General features: G+C 40.1%; 17 protein-coding genes and 1 riboswitch. Of the genes, 9 read left to right on the top strand and 8 right to left on the bottom strand.

Annotated elements, in window-relative coordinates:
• Nucleotides 1-2 precede the first annotated feature (2 nt).
• From J1N10_RS03955 to J1N10_RS03925, 7 genes are all read left to right on the top strand, one after another.
• Nucleotides 3-1,049, top strand: a complete 1,047-nt coding sequence (locus J1N10_RS03955) for an ABC transporter ATP-binding protein (RefSeq protein ID WP_262325376.1) — start codon at nucleotides 3-5, stop codon at nucleotides 1,047-1,049.
• Nucleotides 1,042-1,851, top strand: a complete 810-nt coding sequence (locus J1N10_RS03950) for a nitrilase-related carbon-nitrogen hydrolase (RefSeq protein ID WP_262325375.1) — start codon at nucleotides 1,042-1,044, stop codon at nucleotides 1,849-1,851. Before J1N10_RS03955 ends, J1N10_RS03950 begins: the two co-directional genes overlap by 8 nt.
• A 168-nt stretch (nucleotides 1,852-2,019) precedes the next feature.
• Nucleotides 2,020-2,204, top strand: a riboswitch (cobalamin riboswitch).
• A gap of 109 nt (nucleotides 2,205-2,313) precedes the next feature.
• Entirely contained in the window at nucleotides 2,314-4,482 is a 2,169-nt protein-coding gene (locus J1N10_RS03945) for a ribonucleoside triphosphate reductase (protein WP_262325374.1), read from the top strand.
• A 163-nt stretch (nucleotides 4,483-4,645) separates the two neighbouring features.
• Nucleotides 4,646-5,275 carry an anaerobic ribonucleoside-triphosphate reductase activating protein gene (locus tag J1N10_RS03940; protein WP_262325373.1) on the top strand — a complete coding sequence of 210 codons (630 nt, stop codon included), beginning with the start codon at nucleotides 4,646-4,648 and terminating at the stop codon, nucleotides 5,273-5,275.
• 222 nt (nucleotides 5,276-5,497) lie between these two features.
• Nucleotides 5,498-6,547, top strand: a complete 1,050-nt coding sequence (locus J1N10_RS03935; RefSeq protein WP_262325372.1) for a TRM11 family SAM-dependent methyltransferase — start codon at nucleotides 5,498-5,500, stop codon at nucleotides 6,545-6,547.
• A 203-nt stretch (nucleotides 6,548-6,750) separates the two neighbouring features.
• The gene (lgt, locus tag J1N10_RS03930; protein ID WP_262325371.1) at nucleotides 6,751-7,581 is read left to right on the top strand and encodes a prolipoprotein diacylglyceryl transferase; all 831 of its coding nucleotides are present in this window, start codon (nucleotides 6,751-6,753) and stop codon (nucleotides 7,579-7,581) included.
• Between the two features lie 82 nt (nucleotides 7,582-7,663).
• Nucleotides 7,664-8,383, top strand: a complete 720-nt coding sequence (locus J1N10_RS03925; protein ID WP_262325370.1) for an SIMPL domain-containing protein — start codon at nucleotides 7,664-7,666, stop codon at nucleotides 8,381-8,383.
• Nucleotides 8,384-8,454: 71 nt separating this feature from the next.
• Here the strand turns inward: J1N10_RS03925 and J1N10_RS03920 are convergent, their stop codons facing one another.
• The 8 genes from J1N10_RS03920 to J1N10_RS03885 all read right to left on the bottom strand — a co-directional run bounded on the left by J1N10_RS03920 (nucleotide 8,455) and on the right by J1N10_RS03885 (nucleotide 18,415).
• Complete coding sequence (locus tag J1N10_RS03920) at nucleotides 8,455-8,769, bottom strand: hypothetical protein (RefSeq protein WP_262325369.1); 315 nt, start codon at nucleotides 8,767-8,769, stop codon at nucleotides 8,455-8,457.
• A 194-nt stretch (nucleotides 8,770-8,963) separates the two neighbouring features.
• Complete coding sequence (locus J1N10_RS03915; protein WP_262325368.1) at nucleotides 8,964-11,459, bottom strand: TonB-dependent receptor; 2,496 nt, start codon at nucleotides 11,457-11,459, stop codon at nucleotides 8,964-8,966.
• 153 nt (nucleotides 11,460-11,612) lie between these two features.
• Nucleotides 11,613-12,500: a FecR family protein gene (locus tag J1N10_RS03910; protein ID WP_262325367.1), complete on the bottom strand. Its 888-nt coding sequence runs from the start codon at nucleotides 12,498-12,500 to the stop codon at nucleotides 11,613-11,615.
• Nucleotides 12,497-12,985: an RNA polymerase sigma factor gene (locus J1N10_RS03905; RefSeq protein WP_262325366.1), complete on the bottom strand. Its 489-nt coding sequence runs from the start codon at nucleotides 12,983-12,985 to the stop codon at nucleotides 12,497-12,499. Before J1N10_RS03905 ends, J1N10_RS03910 begins: the two co-directional genes overlap by 4 nt.
• Nucleotides 12,986-13,137: 152 nt before the next feature.
• Nucleotides 13,138-14,097, bottom strand: a complete 960-nt coding sequence (locus J1N10_RS03900) for a hypothetical protein (protein WP_262325365.1) — start codon at nucleotides 14,095-14,097, stop codon at nucleotides 13,138-13,140.
• A gap of 306 nt (nucleotides 14,098-14,403) precedes the next feature.
• Nucleotides 14,404-14,925, bottom strand: coding sequence for a hypothetical protein (locus tag J1N10_RS03895; RefSeq protein ID WP_262325364.1), 522 nt, complete (start codon nucleotides 14,923-14,925; stop codon nucleotides 14,404-14,406).
• A gap of 134 nt (nucleotides 14,926-15,059) precedes the next feature.
• Nucleotides 15,060-16,094, bottom strand: coding sequence for an AI-2E family transporter (locus J1N10_RS03890; protein WP_262325363.1), 1,035 nt, complete (start codon nucleotides 16,092-16,094; stop codon nucleotides 15,060-15,062).
• A 200-nt stretch (nucleotides 16,095-16,294) separates the two neighbouring features.
• On the bottom strand, nucleotides 16,295-18,415 hold the full coding sequence (locus J1N10_RS03885) for a M3 family metallopeptidase (RefSeq protein WP_262325362.1): 2,121 nt from the start codon (nucleotides 18,413-18,415) through the stop codon (nucleotides 16,295-16,297).
• Between the two features lie 272 nt (nucleotides 18,416-18,687).
• Here J1N10_RS03885 and lipA point away from each other — a divergent pair, with 272 nt between their 5' ends.
• Together lipA and lipB are read left to right on the top strand one after the other, a co-directional pair.
• Nucleotides 18,688-19,566, top strand: coding sequence for a lipoyl synthase (gene lipA / locus J1N10_RS03880; RefSeq protein WP_262325361.1), 879 nt, complete (start codon nucleotides 18,688-18,690; stop codon nucleotides 19,564-19,566).
• Nucleotides 19,566-20,273 (top strand): lipoyl(octanoyl) transferase LipB, encoded by a 708-nt coding sequence (gene lipB / locus J1N10_RS03875; protein WP_262325360.1) that lies wholly within the window; start codon nucleotides 19,566-19,568, stop codon nucleotides 20,271-20,273. Before lipA ends, lipB begins: the two co-directional genes overlap by 1 nt.
• Nucleotides 20,274-20,380: the final 107 nt, after the last annotated feature.

Genomic DNA, 20,380 nt, shown 5'->3' with positions numbered 1-20,380 from the left:
TTATGGCAGCTCTCATTGACATCAACAATCTGACCATTGGCTACACCAACTCGAAACAGCATAAAGTGGTTGCTCAAAGCCTTAATGCACACCTAAACGAAGGCGAAATGACTTGTCTTCTGGGTGCCAACGGCAAAGGTAAAAGCACGCTGATGAAAACCATTTGTGGCTTTTTGAAATCTATGCATGGAGACATCTTGCTAAATGGTAAAAGCACAGCTCTTATGTCTGAAAAGGAATTGGCCAAAGCCATTGCCGTTGTACTGACTGATAAAATAAGTATTCCGAACGCCACAGTTTTTGAACTCGTGGCCTATGGACGAAGCCCTTTTACCGGATTGATGGGTCGCTTGAGCGATAGGGATAAAACCATTGTTAAAACAGCCATTGAACAATGTGGCATCAGCCATAAAATACACAGCCCACTATCGGCTCTGAGTGATGGCGAACGACAAAAAGCCACCATTGCCAAAGCGTTAGCTCAGGATACTGACATCATTATACTGGATGAACCAACAGCCTTTCTGGACTTACCGGCAAGAGTAGAAATCATGCAGTTGCTTCGGCAATTGGCTTCGGCAGGAAAATCCATTCTGATGTCGACTCATGACTTAGATTTGGCCCTGCAAATGGCCGATAAGCTGTGGCTGCTCAATCGCGATGGTGTGACCTCGGGTAGTCCCGAAGATCTCCTGCTCAACAACGCTTTTCAATCAATGTTTAGGGGCAAGGGCATTGAATTTGATAATAAAACAGGTTTATTCACTGTGCGTTATCATCACAATCAGACGATAGCCGTTAAAGGCCATGGCTTCGAATATGTATTGTTGCGTCGCGCTTTGATGCGCAAAGGCATAAAACCAGTCAAAGCAAATCACACAGATTCCGTTTATATCTCCATCAATAAAAATGAAGCATCTGTTTATAAATTGATGGTTGATGATATTTGTAGCTTTGAGAACTCATCCGTGGAAGCAACAACCAAGATGATTCTAGAGGTCATCCAAACGTATGTCAATACAACATCTAATTTGATGCCTTATGATTAAAGTAGCTGCCATTAATAGTTGGAGCGAACCTTTAGCTATTGACAAAAACATAAATGGGATTGAGCATCATTTAAACGAGCTTGGTCATCAAGGTGTTAACTACGCCTTATTCCCGGAATTAGGAGTGTCGGGCTACATCAACAATAAACAAGATTTATATGTTTACGTGCAGCAATATGATGAAATCTTGAAGCAACTCATAAACCTGTCAGAGCATAATTCCATCACCTTTTCGGTTGGATTACCAATGCCAATAAACAATCATTGGGGTATTGCCCATCTCACCTTATATGGAGGACAGCAAGTTGCGCTTCATTATAAAACCCATTTATCGGTGCACGAGAAAGAGGTGTTTAGTCCAGGCAACCAACTTCAGATTTTTGAGCAGAATGGTATTAAAACTGGCCTGCAATTGTGCCTCGAAAGCCATTATCCAGAGCTAAGCCTGTCCATGAGCCAGCAACAGGCCGAACTGCTTTGTTTTGCTTTTGCCTCGCCCCGCGAAACACCTGAGGAAAAACTAGAGCGATTTAAGATGCTGTTACAGGCGCGAGCCTACGATAACGCCTGTTTTGTAATGGCCTGCAACCAAACCGGCCTCACTCCCAGTGGTAAAAATTATGCCGGTGTAGCCTTAATTCTCTCGCCTCGCGGAAAAGTTCTGGCACGAAGCACAGGCATGAAATCCAATTATTGCATAGCCGAAATAGATTTAAAAGCCATTGAAACAATTAAAAATAGCGTGATGAGTAATTTTCCGGCTTATCGCAATACGGACTTTGAGCTGCGGTTTAAGGAGTAGCTGTGAGTACAAATCGTCGCTAGTACAAACTAAGCAACTCTTCGTCCAACTACTTTGCTCCATTCAATAAAAATGTGATCCTTTTAAAACAGCGGATAAACATTCATTGTTAACAACTTTGTTTATAAATACTGCACAAATCATTAAACATTTCTCATTTTTTCTTCTTTGCTTTGTTCTGTAATCGGTTCTTTACTAAAGATTAAAAGGGAATCCCGTGAAAATCGGGAACTATCCCCGTAGCTGTAAGTTCCACAAGGTTTTTAATCATAGGTCACTATTCGTCTCAAACGGATGGGAAGGCGATTAAAACAGGAATAAGTCAGAAGACCTGCCGGATACACTAGTTTTCGTAGCTTTCGGGTGAAAAGCAATGAACTGCGTTGTGTGCGGCTTGGCCAACAACTGTTCTTACACTTATCCCGCGAGTTACCATTTATTCATTTTTTAAAACTGATTAACATGAATGGTGCATCTCGTTTCCAGCAAATTATCAAGCGCAATGGCGAAGTCGTTAACTTCGAAGCCAATAAAATTGAACATGCCATTTTTAAGGCTATGCGCGCCATAGGTCGACCAAATCGAAGTCGTGCCCGTCGCCTGGTTGAAACCATTATTAGCAATGCTGATAAAGAATTAACAACCGATATTCCATCAGTAGAACAAGTGCAGGATTTTGTTGAAAAAACCTTGTTTGAACTGGAAGGTTATCAACTGGCTAAAGCCTATATGCTGTATCGTCGAAAACGTGAAGAGTCGCGTAATACCAAAGAACTCTTTTCAAACATCGATGCCATGGACGACTATTTATCGCTTGATGACTGGCGCGTGAAGGAAAGTGCCAATTCGGCTTATTCGTTACAAGGACTGAACCAACATATTTCCACCATTATTACCTCGCAATACTGGCTTAACAAATTATATCCTGAAAACATATCAGAAGCACATAAAAAGGGCTATCTGCACATCCACGATCTGGGTTTTCTCAGCGTTTATTGTGTTGGTTGGGACTTGAGAGACCTGCTGATGCACGGTTTCAGAGGTGTATTGGGTAAAGCCGAAAGCAACCCGGCCAAACACCTGCGAACGGCATTGGGACAAATAGTCAACTTTTTCTATACCATGCAGGGCGAGGCTGCAGGAGCACAGGCCTTTTCTAATTTCGACACCTACCTGGCTCCCTATATTCGTCGCGATAATTTGAACTATCAGCAAGTGAAACAATGCCTGCAGGAATTTTTATTCAACATTAATATTCCTACTCGTGTAGGCTTTCAAACACCGTTTACCAACATCACCATGGACTTGACAGTGCCTGATTTTATGAAGGATGAGCCGGTGGTGTGGGGAGGCGAAATTCAGCTGGATACCTACAAAGATTACCAGGAAGAGATGACCATGTTGAATAAAGCATTTGCCGAGGTCATGATTCAGGGCGATGCCAATGGAAGCCTCTTCTCTTTCCCGATTCCAACTTATAACATCACACCTGATTTTGACTGGAATAAGTCTGAATATGAAGTCATTTGGGAGATGACTGCTAAATACGGTATTCCATACTTCTCCAACTTTGTAAACTCCGATATGAAACCCGATGATGTGCGCAGTATGTGTTGCCGTCTTCGCCTTGATAAACGTGAACTAAACAAGCGTGGAGGTGGACTGTTTGCCTCTAACCCGTTAACTGGTTCGGTGGGTGTTGTAACCATTAACCTGCCAAAACTTGGCTTTGAAGTCAGCTCCGAAGAGAATCTTTATCAACGCTTGCGCAACCTGATGATACTGGCTAAAAACAGCCTCGAGATTAAAAGAAAAATCATTGAGGACTATACGCAGAAAGGCTTGTATCCTTATTCTAAATTCTATCTGCGACACATTTACGAACGCCATAACTGTTACTGGAAAAACCACTTTTCAACCATCGGCATTAACGGGATGAATGAATTGTGCCTCAACTTCCTGGGGCAAGGCATTGCCAGCGAAGAGGGTAAAGCACTGGCCATTCGTATTATGAATTTTATGCGCGATGTGATGAGCGAATTCCAGGAAGAAACAGGTAATATTTACAACCTCGAAGCTACACCTGCCGAAAGTACAGCCTATCGCTTTGCCAAGATTGACACCATGCAGCATCCGGATATAATAGTGGCTAACCACGATGCCTATCGCAATGGCTCAGAGCCCTATTACACTAACTCAACACATTTGCCGGTAGGTTATTCCGATGATGTGTTTGATGTGCTTCGCATGCAAGATGAACTACAAACTTTATACACTGGGGGAACAGTATTGCACCTGTTTACGGGCGAAAAAGATATGCCGGCTGCATCGGCCAAAAACCTGATTCGTAAAATCACCAACTCATTCCATCTGCCCTATGTCACTTTATCGCCCACCTTTAGTATTTGTCCAACACATGGCTATCTGCAAGGCGAACATTTCCAATGCCCCAATTGTGATGCCGAAACCGAAGTATACAGTCGTATTGTCGGTTACATGCGCCCGGTTAAGCAATGGAACAAAGGTAAGCAAGAGGAGTTTAAGGACAGAAAGCTATTTGACCGCACTAAGTTCGAAGAAGCCAAGGTTGAGTCGAACGAATGCCTTAAAGAAGCATTAATAAATGAATAATACCATACCTCCATTTGGCTAGTAATGTAACGTTTGAACGATGCTTCCCTGAGTAGAGTCGATGTAAGTTGATCGCTATCTTTTGATAATCACTTTATCTTCCTCTTTGACTATACTCAGGGAGCTCAACAAACTTTCTATTCGCCCATATAATTTCAAACAAATGAAAATAGCATCCTACATCAGGCAAAGTTTTATTGACTGGCCTGGTAAAACCTGTGCTGTCATCTTTACCCGTGGTTGTAACTTTCGGTGTGGCTATTGTCATAATCCCAGTTTGGTGCTGCCATCTTATTACAAAGGTCAGACAAATATAGCACAGGAAGAAGTACTGCAATTTTTGAACGATCGCAAAGGCTGGCTGGACGGTGTGGTTATCAGTGGCGGTGAACCAACACTTCAGCCCGACCTGCCTGAATTAATACAGAGCATCAAAGAAATGGGTTATCCGGTTAAGATTGACACCAATGGATCGCGCCCGGCCATAATAGAAGATCTGATTAGGAATCAACTCGTCGATTACATTGCCATGGACATTAAAACGCTTATTAATCGAAAGTGCTATTACCAGGTAACAGGTGTTAATAATGCCGATTTGATGATTCAGATTAAGCAATCCATCGAAATCATTCGTCAATCAGGTATTCCATTCCAGTTCCGCACAACTATTTTACCAGATCATCATTCGCCATATATCATCAATAGATTAAAGAATCAATTTGCATACGAAAACTATGTTTTACAAGAGTTTCGAGAAGGTGAAACCGTGGATGCTTTAAGCTCGGTGTATTAGTCGAGTTAAGTCCAAAAGATTATTTATAGATAGGAGCTCCAACGGGAGCCGTTTTTAAAAGGTGAGACCCGCTAGGTGAATGTATGCGCTTAGCGGGTTTGTTTATCCTTTGCATTAATCATTAGGGCTGAAGCGAATTTGTAAATCGTATCCTTCACAGATTACAAATCTGCGCTAACTTGTTACTACACTCTACTGACTATTTATCCCTATCTTTGTATCATGATGAAGTATTTGATTTTGCAATACCCGGGACATAACCGCGTGTATTATAATGAAGCCGCACAGCTGGCGGTTTCTGAGTTAAGTATTGCTGCCAAACGTTTAAGTGTTGGTTGCCAGAAAATCGACTTTGAAGATGTGTGTGGTGTGCGCTATATCACCATCACTTTAAATGATGAATTAAGCACCGAAGACATTGCTATTTTATCGCGCTTATCTTTTGTCTTTGCCATTTTCAACCAGTTTGGCCTGCATGCCGATGATGGTTTGGCACCAATACCGATGGCTAACTTTCAATACATTGACAGCAAAATCAGTACTATTCAAAAATATGCTGGCAAAACCAATGAGCTATTTACCAAAATGATGGTGAACGTAGCCCTGCTGGCGAGTGATTTTACATACGAGGACGACATCAGTTTGCTCGATCCTGTAGCCGGACGAGGCACCACACTCAACGAAGCTACCGTATATGGTTTTAATGCTTTTGGTATCGAAATAGAGAATAAATCGGTACATGAAAATCAAATCTTCTTTAAAAAGTACCTTCAGAACGAGCGTTATAAATTCACTGCGGATAAACGCATGGTATATGGCAAAAGTAAGAAGGATGCCATTTATATGCATGAATTTGAATATGCCAACAGTAAAGATGCCTTTAAAAACAAAGCGGAACGCAAACAACTGGGACTGATATGTGGCAACTCGCAAGAGGCCGATAAATACTTTAAAAAGAACAGTTTTAACCTAATTGTAGGTGATTTGCCATACGGCATCGCTCACGGCAATACTGGCGCCAATAAAAGTTCAACAGGCACGCGTAATCCGTCCGAATTAATTGAACAATGCCTGCCAGCCTGGAAAGCCGTATTGAAAAAAGGCGGTACCATCGTTTTGGCCTGGAACAGTTTTGTAGCACCTAAGCAAAAGTTAGCAGAGTTGTTTAAAAATCATGGCATGAAAGTTCTAAACAGAACACCCTACGATGGTTTTGAGCACATGGTGGATAAGTCGATTAAGCGCGATATTATTGTAGCGAAAAAGATGTAGGATTTAATCCACTTTTCTTAGAAAGAGGCCAGTAACTGAAAGTGGTTTAATTATACATTTCATTTTTAGTCATACGTCTCAAAAATGCTGAACAGATTTTCTATCATTGAACCCATTTTTCTTATCATCAATTAATTATTAGCAGATTAAACAACTAATGAACTAAATATAATTTGGTAAATTAGCTAAAATCAGAAATCTGAATGATGCTGCAACATTATATCAACTGGAACCCCAATCCCGAGATTGTTAATCTATTTGGCGTCTCTATCCGTTTTTACGGACTACTGTTTGTTTTGGGCTTAATCTTAAGCATAAGCATGTTGCAATATCTTTACAAGCAAGAAGGACTTCCGAAATCGTATTTAGATAAATTGACCTCGTTTGGTTTAATAGGTATTATTGTAGGCGCCCGTTTAGGTCACTGCTTGTTTTACGAGCCGGCCTATTATTTATCTAACCCTCTGGAAATGCTACTGCCCATTAAAATACTGGAATCTGGTGGTATTGAAGTCACCGGTTATCGTGGCCTAGCCAGTCACGGAGGCGCCTTGGGATTGATAATTGCTTTGATCATTTATTCACGCAAAACCAAACACCATTTATCAGATGCATTGGATTTATTAGCCATAGTAGCCGGCTTGGGTGCTGGTTTTATTCGTCTGGCCAACCTGATGAATTCAGAGATTATTGGCCAACCAACTAATGTGCCCTGGGCCTTTATTTTTAAACAGGTTGACATGTTGCCTCGTCATCCTACCCAATTGTACGAAGCACTTTGTTACTTCAGTATTTTTGCTCTGATGTTAGTCTTATATCACACCCAAAGAGCCTTGCTTAAGCACGGTGGAGCTTTTGGTTTGGCACTGACACTAATTTTCACGGCTCGTTTCTTCCTGGAGTTTATTAAGGAACACCAGGTGGCTTTTGAAAATGATATCCTATTGAATATGGGACAGATACTAAGCATACCATACATCGTTATTGGAATAGTTTTTATTTTTTATGCCCGAAAAAAGCAGGCTATGAAATAATTTTTCGCATTTATTTTATGGAATAGATGGTATTGACGCATCCTATGGCAACAAAACACATCATTCATTAAAATTTATTATTATGAAACGAACAACCTACGTTAGCCTTTTATTCGCATTTTTCAGCTTGAGTGTAGCTGCACAAAGCAATAAAACAATTAAAGTAGAAGGCATCGCACGCATTAGCGAAGTGCCCGAAGAAATTATTGTCTCAGTTGATTTAACGATTAAAGACAGTCTTTACCAGGATTGTTTTAACAAATCTATGGCATCACTAAATGCCTTAAAGAAAGTATTTAAAAACAACGGCATCGATCCTAAACTAATTAAATCAAAAGCCATTGCTGTTAATGAAAATTACGAATGGCAACAGAACAAAAGGCATAAAACAGGATATATATCCCATATTTCCATAGAAGTCAAAGGAGCGTTTACCCAAAAATTTTCCGAATCGCTTTTAAAAAGCCTCGACCAGAAAAACCTCAATATCAACTACCAGATTGCTTTTGGTTTTAGTGAGGAACAAAAAACAAAGCTCAGAAAGAAAGTAATTGAGCTGGCAGTGGCGGATGCTACCGAAAAAGCAGAAACCATTGCTCAGGCAGCTAAACTGAAGCTTATTGGTATTTCAACGATTAACTATGGCTCCTCGCCTTTTTACGGCCCAATGGACATTGTATCGGAAGGTGTATTTGACGCACCGCCGATCAAAGGCGTTGATAAACATTTTGCCGGCGTTGATCTTAATCCTAAAGAACAACAAATTCAAAAATCAATTTCTATCGAATGGGCTTTTGAATAAAAACAATAAAGGCTGTCCAGTTTGGACAGCCTTTATTCTCATATATTCATGAGACGATTTCCTGATAAGCATTATGCTTCTTCACTCTTCTCACACTCTTTCTCGCATTTTTCGCTACACGCTTTTTCGCATTCTGTTTTTGCTACTTCAGTTGCTGTGCTATCTTTTTCACAACATGCTTTTTTCTCAGCATCGGTACATTCTGTACTATCTTTTTCACAACAGCCTTCTTTTTTAGCCTCTTTATCGCAACATGCTTTTTCAGCATCAACAGAAGCTTCAACAGCAGCTTTTTCTTTTGACTCTTCACCTTGAGCGTTTGTTTTCATACCACATGATGATACAACAAAAGCGGCTACGGCTAACATTAATAGAATTTTTTTCATTTTTAAAATAGTTTGAGTTAATAAAATGTATGTGAATGTTTAAATAAAACACTTGTTTAAGATAGCTTATTTCTTTACGTCATAATTACTACAGGGTTACAATAGTATGACTATTTTATCAATTCTGTTGCAATCAGCATAAAAAAGGCTCAACCGATTACTATGAATGGTACAATAAATGCCCCTATCTACCTTTAAAAATGAAGTTTTAAATAGAGTAAGGGTGTAAATGGTACTGCTTCTGAATTAAGATAAGCGGTGGTTAGTTGCTCAAGAGGAATGCGTTCAAACTGGTTGAATTTAATGTTGTCAGCATTGGTCACATTCAGTACCGATAGCCCAACTTCGCCAGTAAAATGAGGCGACGACAGGCGGTAAATCAAAGCGGCATCCATCCGGTTATAATCTGGTTCGGTATATATTTCATCGCGGTAGTTGGTATAAAGCGGAAAGCCCGAACCATAGACATAGCTGAGCGACAAATGAAAGGAACCCACATTAAAAAGTCCGGCGACTTTCACTTCGTGGCGCTGATCTTGTAAGGCCCTACGGTATTTATCATCGACATAAAAAGGAAAATACTCTTCGGTTTTACTTAATGAATAGGAAGCCCAGATAGAATGACCTTTAAAGTCCTTTTTGCCATAGAAATCAACTCCATAAGAACGTGAGTCTCCATGGATAATATAATTTTGTTGCCGATAACGGATAAAGCGTGATATGCCTGAATTTTCTTTATAAAACCCATCTATGCTAAACAGAAAATTGGGCAGCGTATAAGCCCCTCCAACAACATAATGCGTCGATTCCATAACAGGCACCTCCGAATCATCGGCAATGGTCCAGCTATAACGAAAGTTTCCATATTCATCTACCACCGAACTCTTCACCAAAAACTGATGATATTGCCCCCAGGAGGCATTTAACCTGATATTGCCCGATGCCCTCACAGACAGACTCAGCCGAGGATCAAAATAAAGTTTATCAATAAAAAACGAGTGGTTATAACGTAAGCCAGCTGTTACTTGCACTTTGCTACCAAGCTGCAGCCTATCTTGCACAAACATGGATAAACGGCTGGCCCGCTCTGATAAATCGATGTAGCGATAATCAAAGGTATCCTCGGTTAAGATCAGGTTGTTTTGAACCAATTCAGCGCCCCAATCGATACTTTGCTTTTCGCCGGCAAGCAGTTTGTTATGCCACTCAACCGAAAGTTCTGATACGTCATTTTGCGAAACCACATCTTTAGCAGTAAAACTAAACTGCCTTCCCTGCGAACCAGTAAAAACCCGATCCTGTTTACTTTTATACGTTGATTCAAGACCCGAATAACTTACCTTCATATGTGATGAAGCCCCATTCGCCCATGTTTTACCATAGAAGACGGTGCCACCCATTTGCGTATTATCTTCCTCTGTTTTAAACTCTAAACGTCTCCTTGTGAATTCCTGGTTGGCCTCAATTTGATAATTATCGGTTCCGTGCAACAGGCTAATGTAAAACAGGTCGCCATTATCGCCCTGAAGAGAATATTTCAGGTTAAAATCTCGAAACTGATAATCGGGAACAGCATTGATTTTGTTTTCAAGGTTTTCATTCAGCGTCTCAATATTTTCTAGATCTTCCTTACCAAACAGATTGTAATACGTTTGCCTGAATGCGATCATCACCGCTGATTTTTGATTAAGCGGCAATTCGACCATACCATTCACCGTTTGATTATTGATAAAAAGATTAAGACCGGGCTGTTGTGTACTTCCGTTTTTTCCGGCGATGTCAACAATACCACCCACCACATCTTCATTGGTGGCATCGTAACCACCTTTTTTAATTTCAATGTTTTTGGCCAGGTAAGGGTTAACGGCACTGATGTTATCATTAAAATTCTTCAAGCCCCAAATGGTGTAACCATCAAAAGTCACCCGACTGGTTCCTTCAGGACTTCCCCAGATAATTAAATCATTGGGTTGTTCGCCAGCTGCCAGAATACCGGGTTGCAGCCGCAATAAGTTAAAGACCGAATTATCACCATTACCGGGCAGGTAATAAGCAATGTGATGGTTCAAACTGGTTAAACCCGGCTCTTCACCAATCTGTGTGGCTTTCTCAACAATATTATTGGTGACCACTACTTCTTTAATCCCAACCGCAGATGGGTTTAGAACCAAAATATGGTCATTACCCGCTACCAGAGTTGTATCCAAAATAAAACAACCCAAGTGTGACGCTGTAATTTGATAGACGCTATCATCAACAAAATTGAAGCTGAACATGCCTTTTACATCCGTAACCGACTGCTGACTATTGGCCTTTATATGCGAAAAGGGCAATGGTTCGCCCGTTCCCCTTTCAATGATTTTTCCAACTAAAGTATAATGCTTTGGTTTCTTCTCTTTTTTAATCGGAAAGATGATGTAAACCTCATCGCTTTGCTCATAATCAAGTGGCAAGCCTTTTAAGAGGGTTTTGAGCGCTTCGTCAGGTGTTTTAAAGCGTTGTTTGATGGTGATGTTATAAGCGGCCAGCTGCGCATCGTTAAACGAAAATTGCAGATCGTACTTGTCGCGCCACTCAATCAGTATTACGTTGAGGGGTTTAGACTTGTAATCCACCTCAATCATTTGCGAATAAACGGATGAGATGGATAAACTCCATATACCTATGAAAAGTGCGATTAATCGTTTCACCTAAATTTATTAAGTCCGGAGTCCGTTGCTCAGAGTCCGAAGTATATTAAAAGCAATGGTTAGAGGTTACAGAGTGTCGAATTGTGCAACTGTCGAATTGAAACCTGAAATCACAAATATCATACATCATCAATCGCACATCCCAACATCTTATTACTTGCTTACTTTATAACCATAACTTGTTTTCTCAAAATTTAGTCCCATTGAGCGACAAATCATGTGCATCACATCATCGACTGATCGTTCGCGGGAGAAATTACCAGTATAAACATAACCAAAGTGCTCGCTCGATTTTATGGTAATACCATACTGGCGCTCCACCTCATCAAACACATCTTCGATTGGTGTACCGGTAAAGTAAAACATTTCATTGACCCACGAAATGGTTTCCGACATATTTATTTCTTCGGTACTCAACACACGACCATTGTTTTTGATGGTGGCCTGCATATTCGGTGTAATATCGGTTGACTCACCACTTACCACACTCACCACGCGAACCTTACCTGTGTAACACGTCACTTTGTAATCGGTTTTTCGAGCATAAATGTTAAAGCTGGTTCCTAACACGATGGTTCGGCCCATGGATGAAACCACTTCAAACGATTTCCCCTTCTGAACCTTGAAAAAGCCTTCGCCTTCGAACTGCACCTGGCGGTTGAAACGCCACCAGAAAGGATTGTATTTAATCACCGATCCGGCATTTAATTCAATGCTCGAACCATCGGGCAATAATGCAGTGAGGTGCTGACCTGCCAGCGCGTTGACTGTTTTAATATATAAGCGGAAAAAAGCTGTTGTACCCAATAACACTATCAAAAGAGCAGCGACTGACAGCAATAGTGGACGCAGCATTCTGACTTTAACTTCTTTTGGCTCTTCAAATGACTTCTTTTCCTGACTTTCATCGGCCAATAAGGCCTCCATCTCCTCCCAAACATCCTCTTTTGAACGCGAGTATGGCAGCTCCACCTTCGGTAATGACTTCATCAAATCATCATCGTTGGTCCATTGTTCGTTATGTAATTCTTCGTTTTTCATGTTACTGCCAATGCTTGTCTTAAAAATTGCAATGCGTTTGTCATTCGCTTTTCTACTGCCTTGATGCTTAGTTCCAGTCGTTCGGCTATTTCACTGTATTTGAGCTCTTCGTTGCGACTCATCAGGAACACTTCCCGTTGAATGTCTGGCATCTCCTTCAGCGCTCGTTCATATTTACTTTTGAGTTCTTTATAGTGGAGTGCCTCATCGGGCGACTGACTTTCGCCATTGTTGGGCGGCCTTGATATAAATTCCTGCTCTGTTTTGCTTCGTCGGTATTTACTGATAAAAGCATCTTTAGCCATTTTGTAGAGCAATCCTACTAACTCATTGGGTGGCTTATCGGGTTGCTTTTCCCACAGTTTCATAAACACATCTTGCGCAATGTCCGTGGCCAGATCGGCATCTCCACAGCGGTAATAAATATAATTACGCAGTGGATCAAAATGCTCATCAAACAATTTTTTAAAATCTTCCCGCTTCAAAATAGTAATAATTGATTGTCTTTCCGTTAGCTAAGTTACTACCTTAAAAGTAAACCTGTATGTTTTGTTGTTGCTATTATTATTTTCGGTGAATCCCGAAGAAGTACGTTTACCTCTTCGGGAACTCTTAGTTTTAAGTGAACGGGAAGTTGTTATTGTCCGTTATGATTATGGTTCTGTTCACCATTACGCTCTTCTCTTTTTTCTCTTACTCGTTTGCCAATTTCAAACTCTTCGCTGCCATCGGCTGTTGTCATCACTGCAATGTTATCGCATTCACCTTCGCCATAATTGATGGTTGCAAACTCAACACCATTTTTCGTTAGTGAAATTTCACCAGCAACAATCCAGCGACAGTCACCTTTTTTAATTAATGGCACCGTAATATCGCGTCGGTATACATTATCGTCAGAATCAACACAGTTAACAAAACCTGTAATTTCAAAAACATCGTCGGTGTGATCAAATGGAGTGTCCATTCCTTCAACCCATGTAATAAGACGTTCTGCATCGCGGTCAATGGTTGTTCCATCTTCCAAAGTGAAGGTTAAATCGCGCACAACCGAGATGGTTAATGCTGTTGCATCAAAGGTTTTAACACTTGTGCCTGCTATGCCAACACCATCAACACTAAAATCGATAAAAGTAACGGTGCGAATACCGTTCTCTCGTCGTGGGGCTGTTTGATAAATCTCAATGATACCAGCAATAACTCGGCCATTCATCAACTCTGTTCCTTCACCATAATTTAAAGTAATCGTACGTGGCCATCCGCCTTCTTCTTTCACAATATGAATATCGGGGCATTTTCCCAACTTGTAACGATTGCGATAACGATTCTGGGTTTGGTCGCCTTCTCCACCCGACTTAAGACTTGTTCCTACCTGTAAAGTAGCCATTTGCTCCACTGTATCATCGGTTCCGGTAAAAAGGTCCACTTCATATTCGGCTGCTTCGGCCACATCGTCTAATGAAGCCTCGGTTGTAACCACTGATTCTGTCGTCGATTTTAAATCAACATCTGCCATTGGCAGGTCGTCAATAATGTTGTCATTCTTATCGCACGATGCTAGTGCAGCAACAACAGCTAATGATAATAATACCTTTTTCATAATTCTATCTTTTATGTAATTAGTTAATTTCATGTTTTTGGAGCTCTCAAAGTTCCATTGAACCTTGTTTTAAGTGCTCTTACATCTGATTACCGCACCAATCACATTTTACCCTACCCAAAAAATAACCTTTTTTGAAAGAAAGTTGATACACACTGATAAACTGCAAGTTAAACAACGAATTTATAATAAATAATGTGGAAATAGTTGCTCACTTGATTGATGAGAAAGAAACTAATGGAAATAAAAAGCCCAAATAGAATAATCTATCTGGGCTCATTTATGGAAATAAATTTATGAATATCTTTATTTGAAAAGAAATACAACCCTTTTTTGGTTACTCGATACGCCAATAATATTGTTGATATAATCGCTTTTCTTTGTCATCTCTCCGCGCTGAATATAACCTTCTCCATACGGCATATTCGTTTGCCAGGCACCCGAAGCAATACGCTTATCAAAATCACTTACTCTTGCAACGGTATGACTACCCGCAAAAACAATGCAATGTTTGTAATTAACGGCCTTTTTGAATACGTCATCGGCGTTGGCTGGAGTTAAAACATAAAGCGTATCGGCTTGTACCGATGCCAGCTGTCGAATCTTTGTCATTGGGCGGTTGGCATCAAGCGTTACTTCGTCAAATGAAATAACATCGCATAAAAATGATTGAAGTGTTTCGGCATTAGTTTGCGCCTTTAAACACAATCCTAATGCTAATAAACAAAAAAGAGTAATTGTATTTTTCATATTTGTATCGTATATGCTTTTGTGACGAACATTGATTTTCATGTGATTAATCAACACAATTTGATGATTAAACATCATTAGACGAGGATTAAGCTATAAAGTTGCGTTATTACATCTTTTTAACAGAATATCGATCTATCAAAGGTAGATTCACAAAATCATGAAACACGTTTGCTTGAGCTTAGTATACCGCTTTACTCAATTGTAATAATTTATGAATTATTTCCGCTGATAATATTCGAAACCGCTTTATAACGCGGAAACTGGTCGAAGCATATTTTGGCAAAGACGGTTAAAGGAATGGACAGAATCAATCCCGGTATCCCCCATATATACCCCCATAGCATTAACATCACTAAGATGATAATTACATTAACGGAGAAGGTTTTGCCCATAAAAACAGGCTCTAATACACCACCCATAACAGCCTGCACTGCAGTTATGCTTAATATAAAAAACAATAAGGTGCCACTTGGGTCTAATTCCACTAAGGCAAATAAGGATAATAATACTACCGAAATGATGGAACCTATCATCTGAACAAAGTTGATAGCAAAGGCAAATAAACCCCAGAATATAGGAAAACTAACATCGAAGAAAACGCAAGCCAGACTAAAACCTACGCCAGTTAATAAGCTGATAATAAACTTAACCTGCACAAATTTAATGATGTCCTTTTCGACCTGACGAAAGGCTTTAACGGATGAATACCTGACTTTGAATAAAGTTGAATTCAATAGCTTTTCAAAATTCATTGAACCTGTTAGCAGCAACACAACAAAAAACGCTGTGGTCAAAGTTAATGACAAAGCATTGCCAATAAAATCAATGGTCATGCCAATATTATTCAGCATGTTATTACTTTTAAAGTAATGACTGAAAACCGTTTCGCCCTGCAGGCGGGTGATGCCAAAGAAGTCTTCAATAGAAACAACTACACCCACCAACTTTTTCTCTGCCATTTGAAAAAACTGACTATCAGCTGAGAGAATTTCCTGGCTCGACAGTTTAATTAGCTCACCTCCTACCTTAAAAACACCAGTTATCATTACGATGACCAATAGTATACTCACTGCCTTTGGCACTTTTTTCTTTGTGAGCCAGCGCATAACAGGCAAGAATAACAGCGAGATAAACATAGCCAAAACCAAGGGCACAAAAATAAAAGACAATACTTTGAGCAAGTAAAAAATAAAAGGAATGACTATGATTAATAATAGTGTGTTAGTGGTTTTAAGGTCGTTCATCAGTATGTTTCTAAGTATAATCTATTGTGCAAAGATATTGAATTAGGTAAAGTAATCTTTGAAAGATTAAAAGATTGCATTTTTACTTGTAATATGTAACTAATGATTCAATCCATAACAGTACTTTTCCATACTAAAAAAGCGGCTACCTTATTACAAGATAACCGCTTTTAGTTGTTGTTGATTGGATATGAGAGTTATTACTCTAATCCGCGCTGACGAAGCAATGCTTCAATCTTTGGCTCGCGCCCACGGAAATTCTTATACATCTCCATTGCATCAACCGTTCCACCTCTTTCAAGAATGTTTTTGCGGAACGATTGAGCTGTCGCCTGATCGTATAGGCTTGTTTCTTTGAAGGCTTCAAAGGCATCGGCATCTAACACACCCGACCAGATGTAGCTGTAGTAACCAGCTGTGTAACCGCTACTGGCAAAAATGTGCATGAAATAGGTTGATTTGTAACGAGAAATAATCTCTGGAATCAAACCAATGCTCTTTAAATAATCTTCTTCAAACTGGTTAACATCAATGGCTTTCACTTCTTTCTGCGTGTGATAGTTCATATCTAATAAAGCAGCTGCCAGGTATTCGGTTGTTGCAAATCCCTGGTTGAACTGACCACTGTTCTTCAATTTAGTAACCAACTCGTCAGGAATCACTTCACCTGTTTCGTAATGACGTGCATACTCCTTCATAACAGCAGGATCGCCTGCCCAGTTTTCCATTACCTGCGACGGTAATTCAACAAAGTCGCGTGGTACAGATGTACCAGATAAACTCTGATAAGTACAGTCACTAAATAACTGGTGCAAGCCGTGACCAAACTCGTGAAATAGGGTAGAAGCCTCATCAAAGCTTAATAAAGCAGGCATATCGCCAACAGGCTTTGAGAAGTTACAAACGATGGTAACCACAGGAGGAATTTCTTCACCACCACGGCGGCTTTGCTTACGGAAAGCCCCACACCAGGCTCCTTGTTTTTTAGTAGCACGTGGGTGGAAATCCATGTATAAAATACCTTTGTGTGAACCGTCAGCTTCGGTTACTTTAAATACTTGTGCATCGGCATGTGGTTTTGGGAATTCAGTGGTGATTTCTTCAAACTGCAAACCCCAAAGCTTTGTAGCCACAGCAAATGCACCATCGCGCACATTGTTTAACTCAAAATAAGGGCGTACTTCGCTTTCATCCAGGTTGTATTTCTCCTGACGTACTTTCTCAGCATAATACCACCAGTCCCACGAAGCTAGTTTAAATCCACCTTTTTCACGGTCGATAATAGCCTGCATGGCCGCACGTTCTTTCTTCGCTACCGGCAATGCACGGTCCCAAAGCTGCTCTAATAACTCATATACCTTATCAGATGTCTTTGACATGCGCTCTTCCAACACATAATCAGCGTATGTTTCGTAACCCAATAAATTAGCTCGCTTAATACGCAGGTTAACAATCTCTTCGATATTCTTTTTGTTGTCTAACTCATTGTTATTATTACCGCGCATGTAGTAACCTTTATAAAGCTTCTCACGCAACTCGCGTTTATCGGCATACGATAAGAATGGCAACATACTTGGCTTTTGAGTGGTGAACACCCATTTACCTTCCATGCCCATTTCTTTTGCTGTTTCGGCAGCGCCTAAAATAGCTGATTGTGGTAAGCCGGTTAAGTCAGCTTCATTATCAATCACCAATTTAAAACCATTGGTTTCTTTCAATACATTGGTCGAAAAGGCGTTATACAACTCCGAAAGGCGTGAGTTAATCTGACGTAATTCAGCCTTTTTATCTTCTGGCAAATTAACTCCACTTCGCACAAAACCCTTGTAGGTATCGTCCAACAACATCATTTGCTCGCCATTTAAGCCTAGCTCATCCTTTTGCTCATATACAACTTTTACGCGCTCAAATAAGGCTGGATTTAAACTAATATCATCACCATGAGCACTCATCTTTTTACCTACTTCAGGTGCAATAGCCATAATACCTTCGGTTCCGTGAGCCGATTTTAAACCGTAATAAACCGATGTTACTTCAGATAACATTTTTCCGGCATCGTCTAACGCCACTATGGTATTCTCAAAAGTAGCTGCTTCTTTGTTGTTGATAATCGCTTCGACCTCCTGCTTATGCTCTGCCATAGCTTTATCAAGGGCAGGCATGTAATGTTCAGCCTTTATCTTATCAAATGGTGGCACGTTAAAAGGTGTGTCGTATTGACTAAAAAACGGGTTATCACCGCTTTGTTCATTTTTTTGTGGCGACTGGCAAGCCGAAAAGGCGAATACCATTGCCAACGAAAGCAATAGAAATTGTCTCATCTGTTCTTTAATTATATAATTGAATATAGGTTGCGCATTGAAAGTGGTGCAATATATGCAAAAATGACTGATTGATAGCATGACATATTACAGTTTCAAAACATGTCGTATAGCAGAATGTTTAACTCATTTAGCCATGAACAATGCCATAAATCGGCTGTTTAGTTACGGTAAGTTGATATTCAGCTGAGTTAAATACCAATATTGCTCATTTTTTAGACCAACATTTTTAAGTAATATTGCCGAATTATAAAGGCTTAAATAGTGATTTGATGGTGAAGATTAGAGAAAAAAGACTAAGACAAAAACCTGACTGGCTTAAAATACAACTCCCCAATACGAGTGATTATAAATGGATGCATAACACCATCCGCGATAATAAACTACACACCATTTGTACAAGTGGTAAATGCCCCAATGCAGCCGAGTGCTGGGCAGCGGGCACAGCTACTTTTATGATTTTAGGAGATATCTGTACCAGGGCGTGTAAGTTTTGTAATGTTAAAACGGGTAAACCCGACGCAGTGGATATTAAAGAACCCTTGCGAATTGCACGCTCCATCGAGATAATGAAGTTGAAACATGCCGTTATTACCTCAGTTGATCGCGATGACCTGGAAGATGGCGGTGCTGGTATTTGGGCGGCCACCATTCGTAAAACAAAGGAATTAAATCCGAATACCACCATGGAAGTGTTGATTCCAGATTTTAATGGCTTGCATCACCTGATTCAGGAAGTGATGGATGCCAAACCTGAAGTTATCTCGCATAACCTGGAGACGGTTCGTCGTTTAACACCACAAATCAGAACGAAAGCTAAATACGATTTAAGCCTGAAGGTGTTAAAGTATATAGCAGATGGAGGCATGGTAGCCAAGTCGGGCATTATGCTTGGTTTAGGCGAAAAGGAAGAAGAAGTGTTTGAAACCATGGATGATTTATTGGCAGCTGGCGTCACAGTTATGACCATAGGCCAGTACCTTCAACCCTCTAAAAACCATTTGCCTGTTTCGGAGTATGTGACGCCCGAACAATTTGAAAAATATAAACAAGTTGGCCTCGAAAAGGGTTTTAAATACGTTGAAAGCGGACCGATGGTGCGATCATCGTACCACGCTGATCAACACATTAACGCACTAAATAACCAATAATGAGCAATACATACACCGTATTTGAAGACCTTGGTAGTAGCGATTATAAAGAGGTTTGGGATTACCAGGAACAACTGTTTGCTGAAGTGGTTGATGTAAAATTGCACAACCGTGATAACAAAGATGATTTAAAGCCCATTATCAATCACTTGCTGTTTGTGGAACATCCACACGTTTATACCTTAGGTAAAAGTGGTGTTCAGAATAATTTGTTAATCAACGAGCAGTTTCTGAAACAGATAAATGCGACATTCTATAAAATCAACCGGGGTGGAGACATCACTTATCACGGCCCCGGTCAGATTGTTGGTTATCCAATTCTGGATTTAGAAGAGTTGGGCTTAACCGTTAAGACCTACATTCATAAGTTGGAAGAAGCTATCATTCAGACTTTAGCAGAATACAATATTAAGAGCGAACGACTGGATGGAGCCACCGGTGTATGGCTGGATACCACCGTTCCCGGAAAATCCCGCAAGGTTTGCGCAATAGGAGTGAAAGCCAGCCGTTATGTATCTATGCATGGTTTTGCATTGAATGTTAATACTAATCTCAATTATTTTAACCATATCAATCCATGCGGATTTGTGGATAAGGGCGTAACCTCGATGGAAAAGGAACTTGGTATAAAACTTGATATGCAGGAAGTGAAAGATGTTTTACTTCAAAAATTATCTGCCATCTTCGAATTGCAATTAAACAAGTGAGCATAAACAATATAGCGTTATTTATCCTTTATTAGTAATTAATTTTTATTAACAATTGCACTTTCGGCTTTTGATTTAAGATAATTTTTCGAAAAATTTATGCTCTT

This window comes from Carboxylicivirga litoralis (genome assembly GCF_025499605.1).
GTDB lineage: Bacteria > Bacteroidota > Bacteroidia > Bacteroidales > Marinilabiliaceae > Carboxylicivirga > Carboxylicivirga litoralis.
The sequence above is the reverse complement of the archived record's forward strand: the minus strand, read 5'-3'. Positions and strand labels throughout refer to the sequence as shown.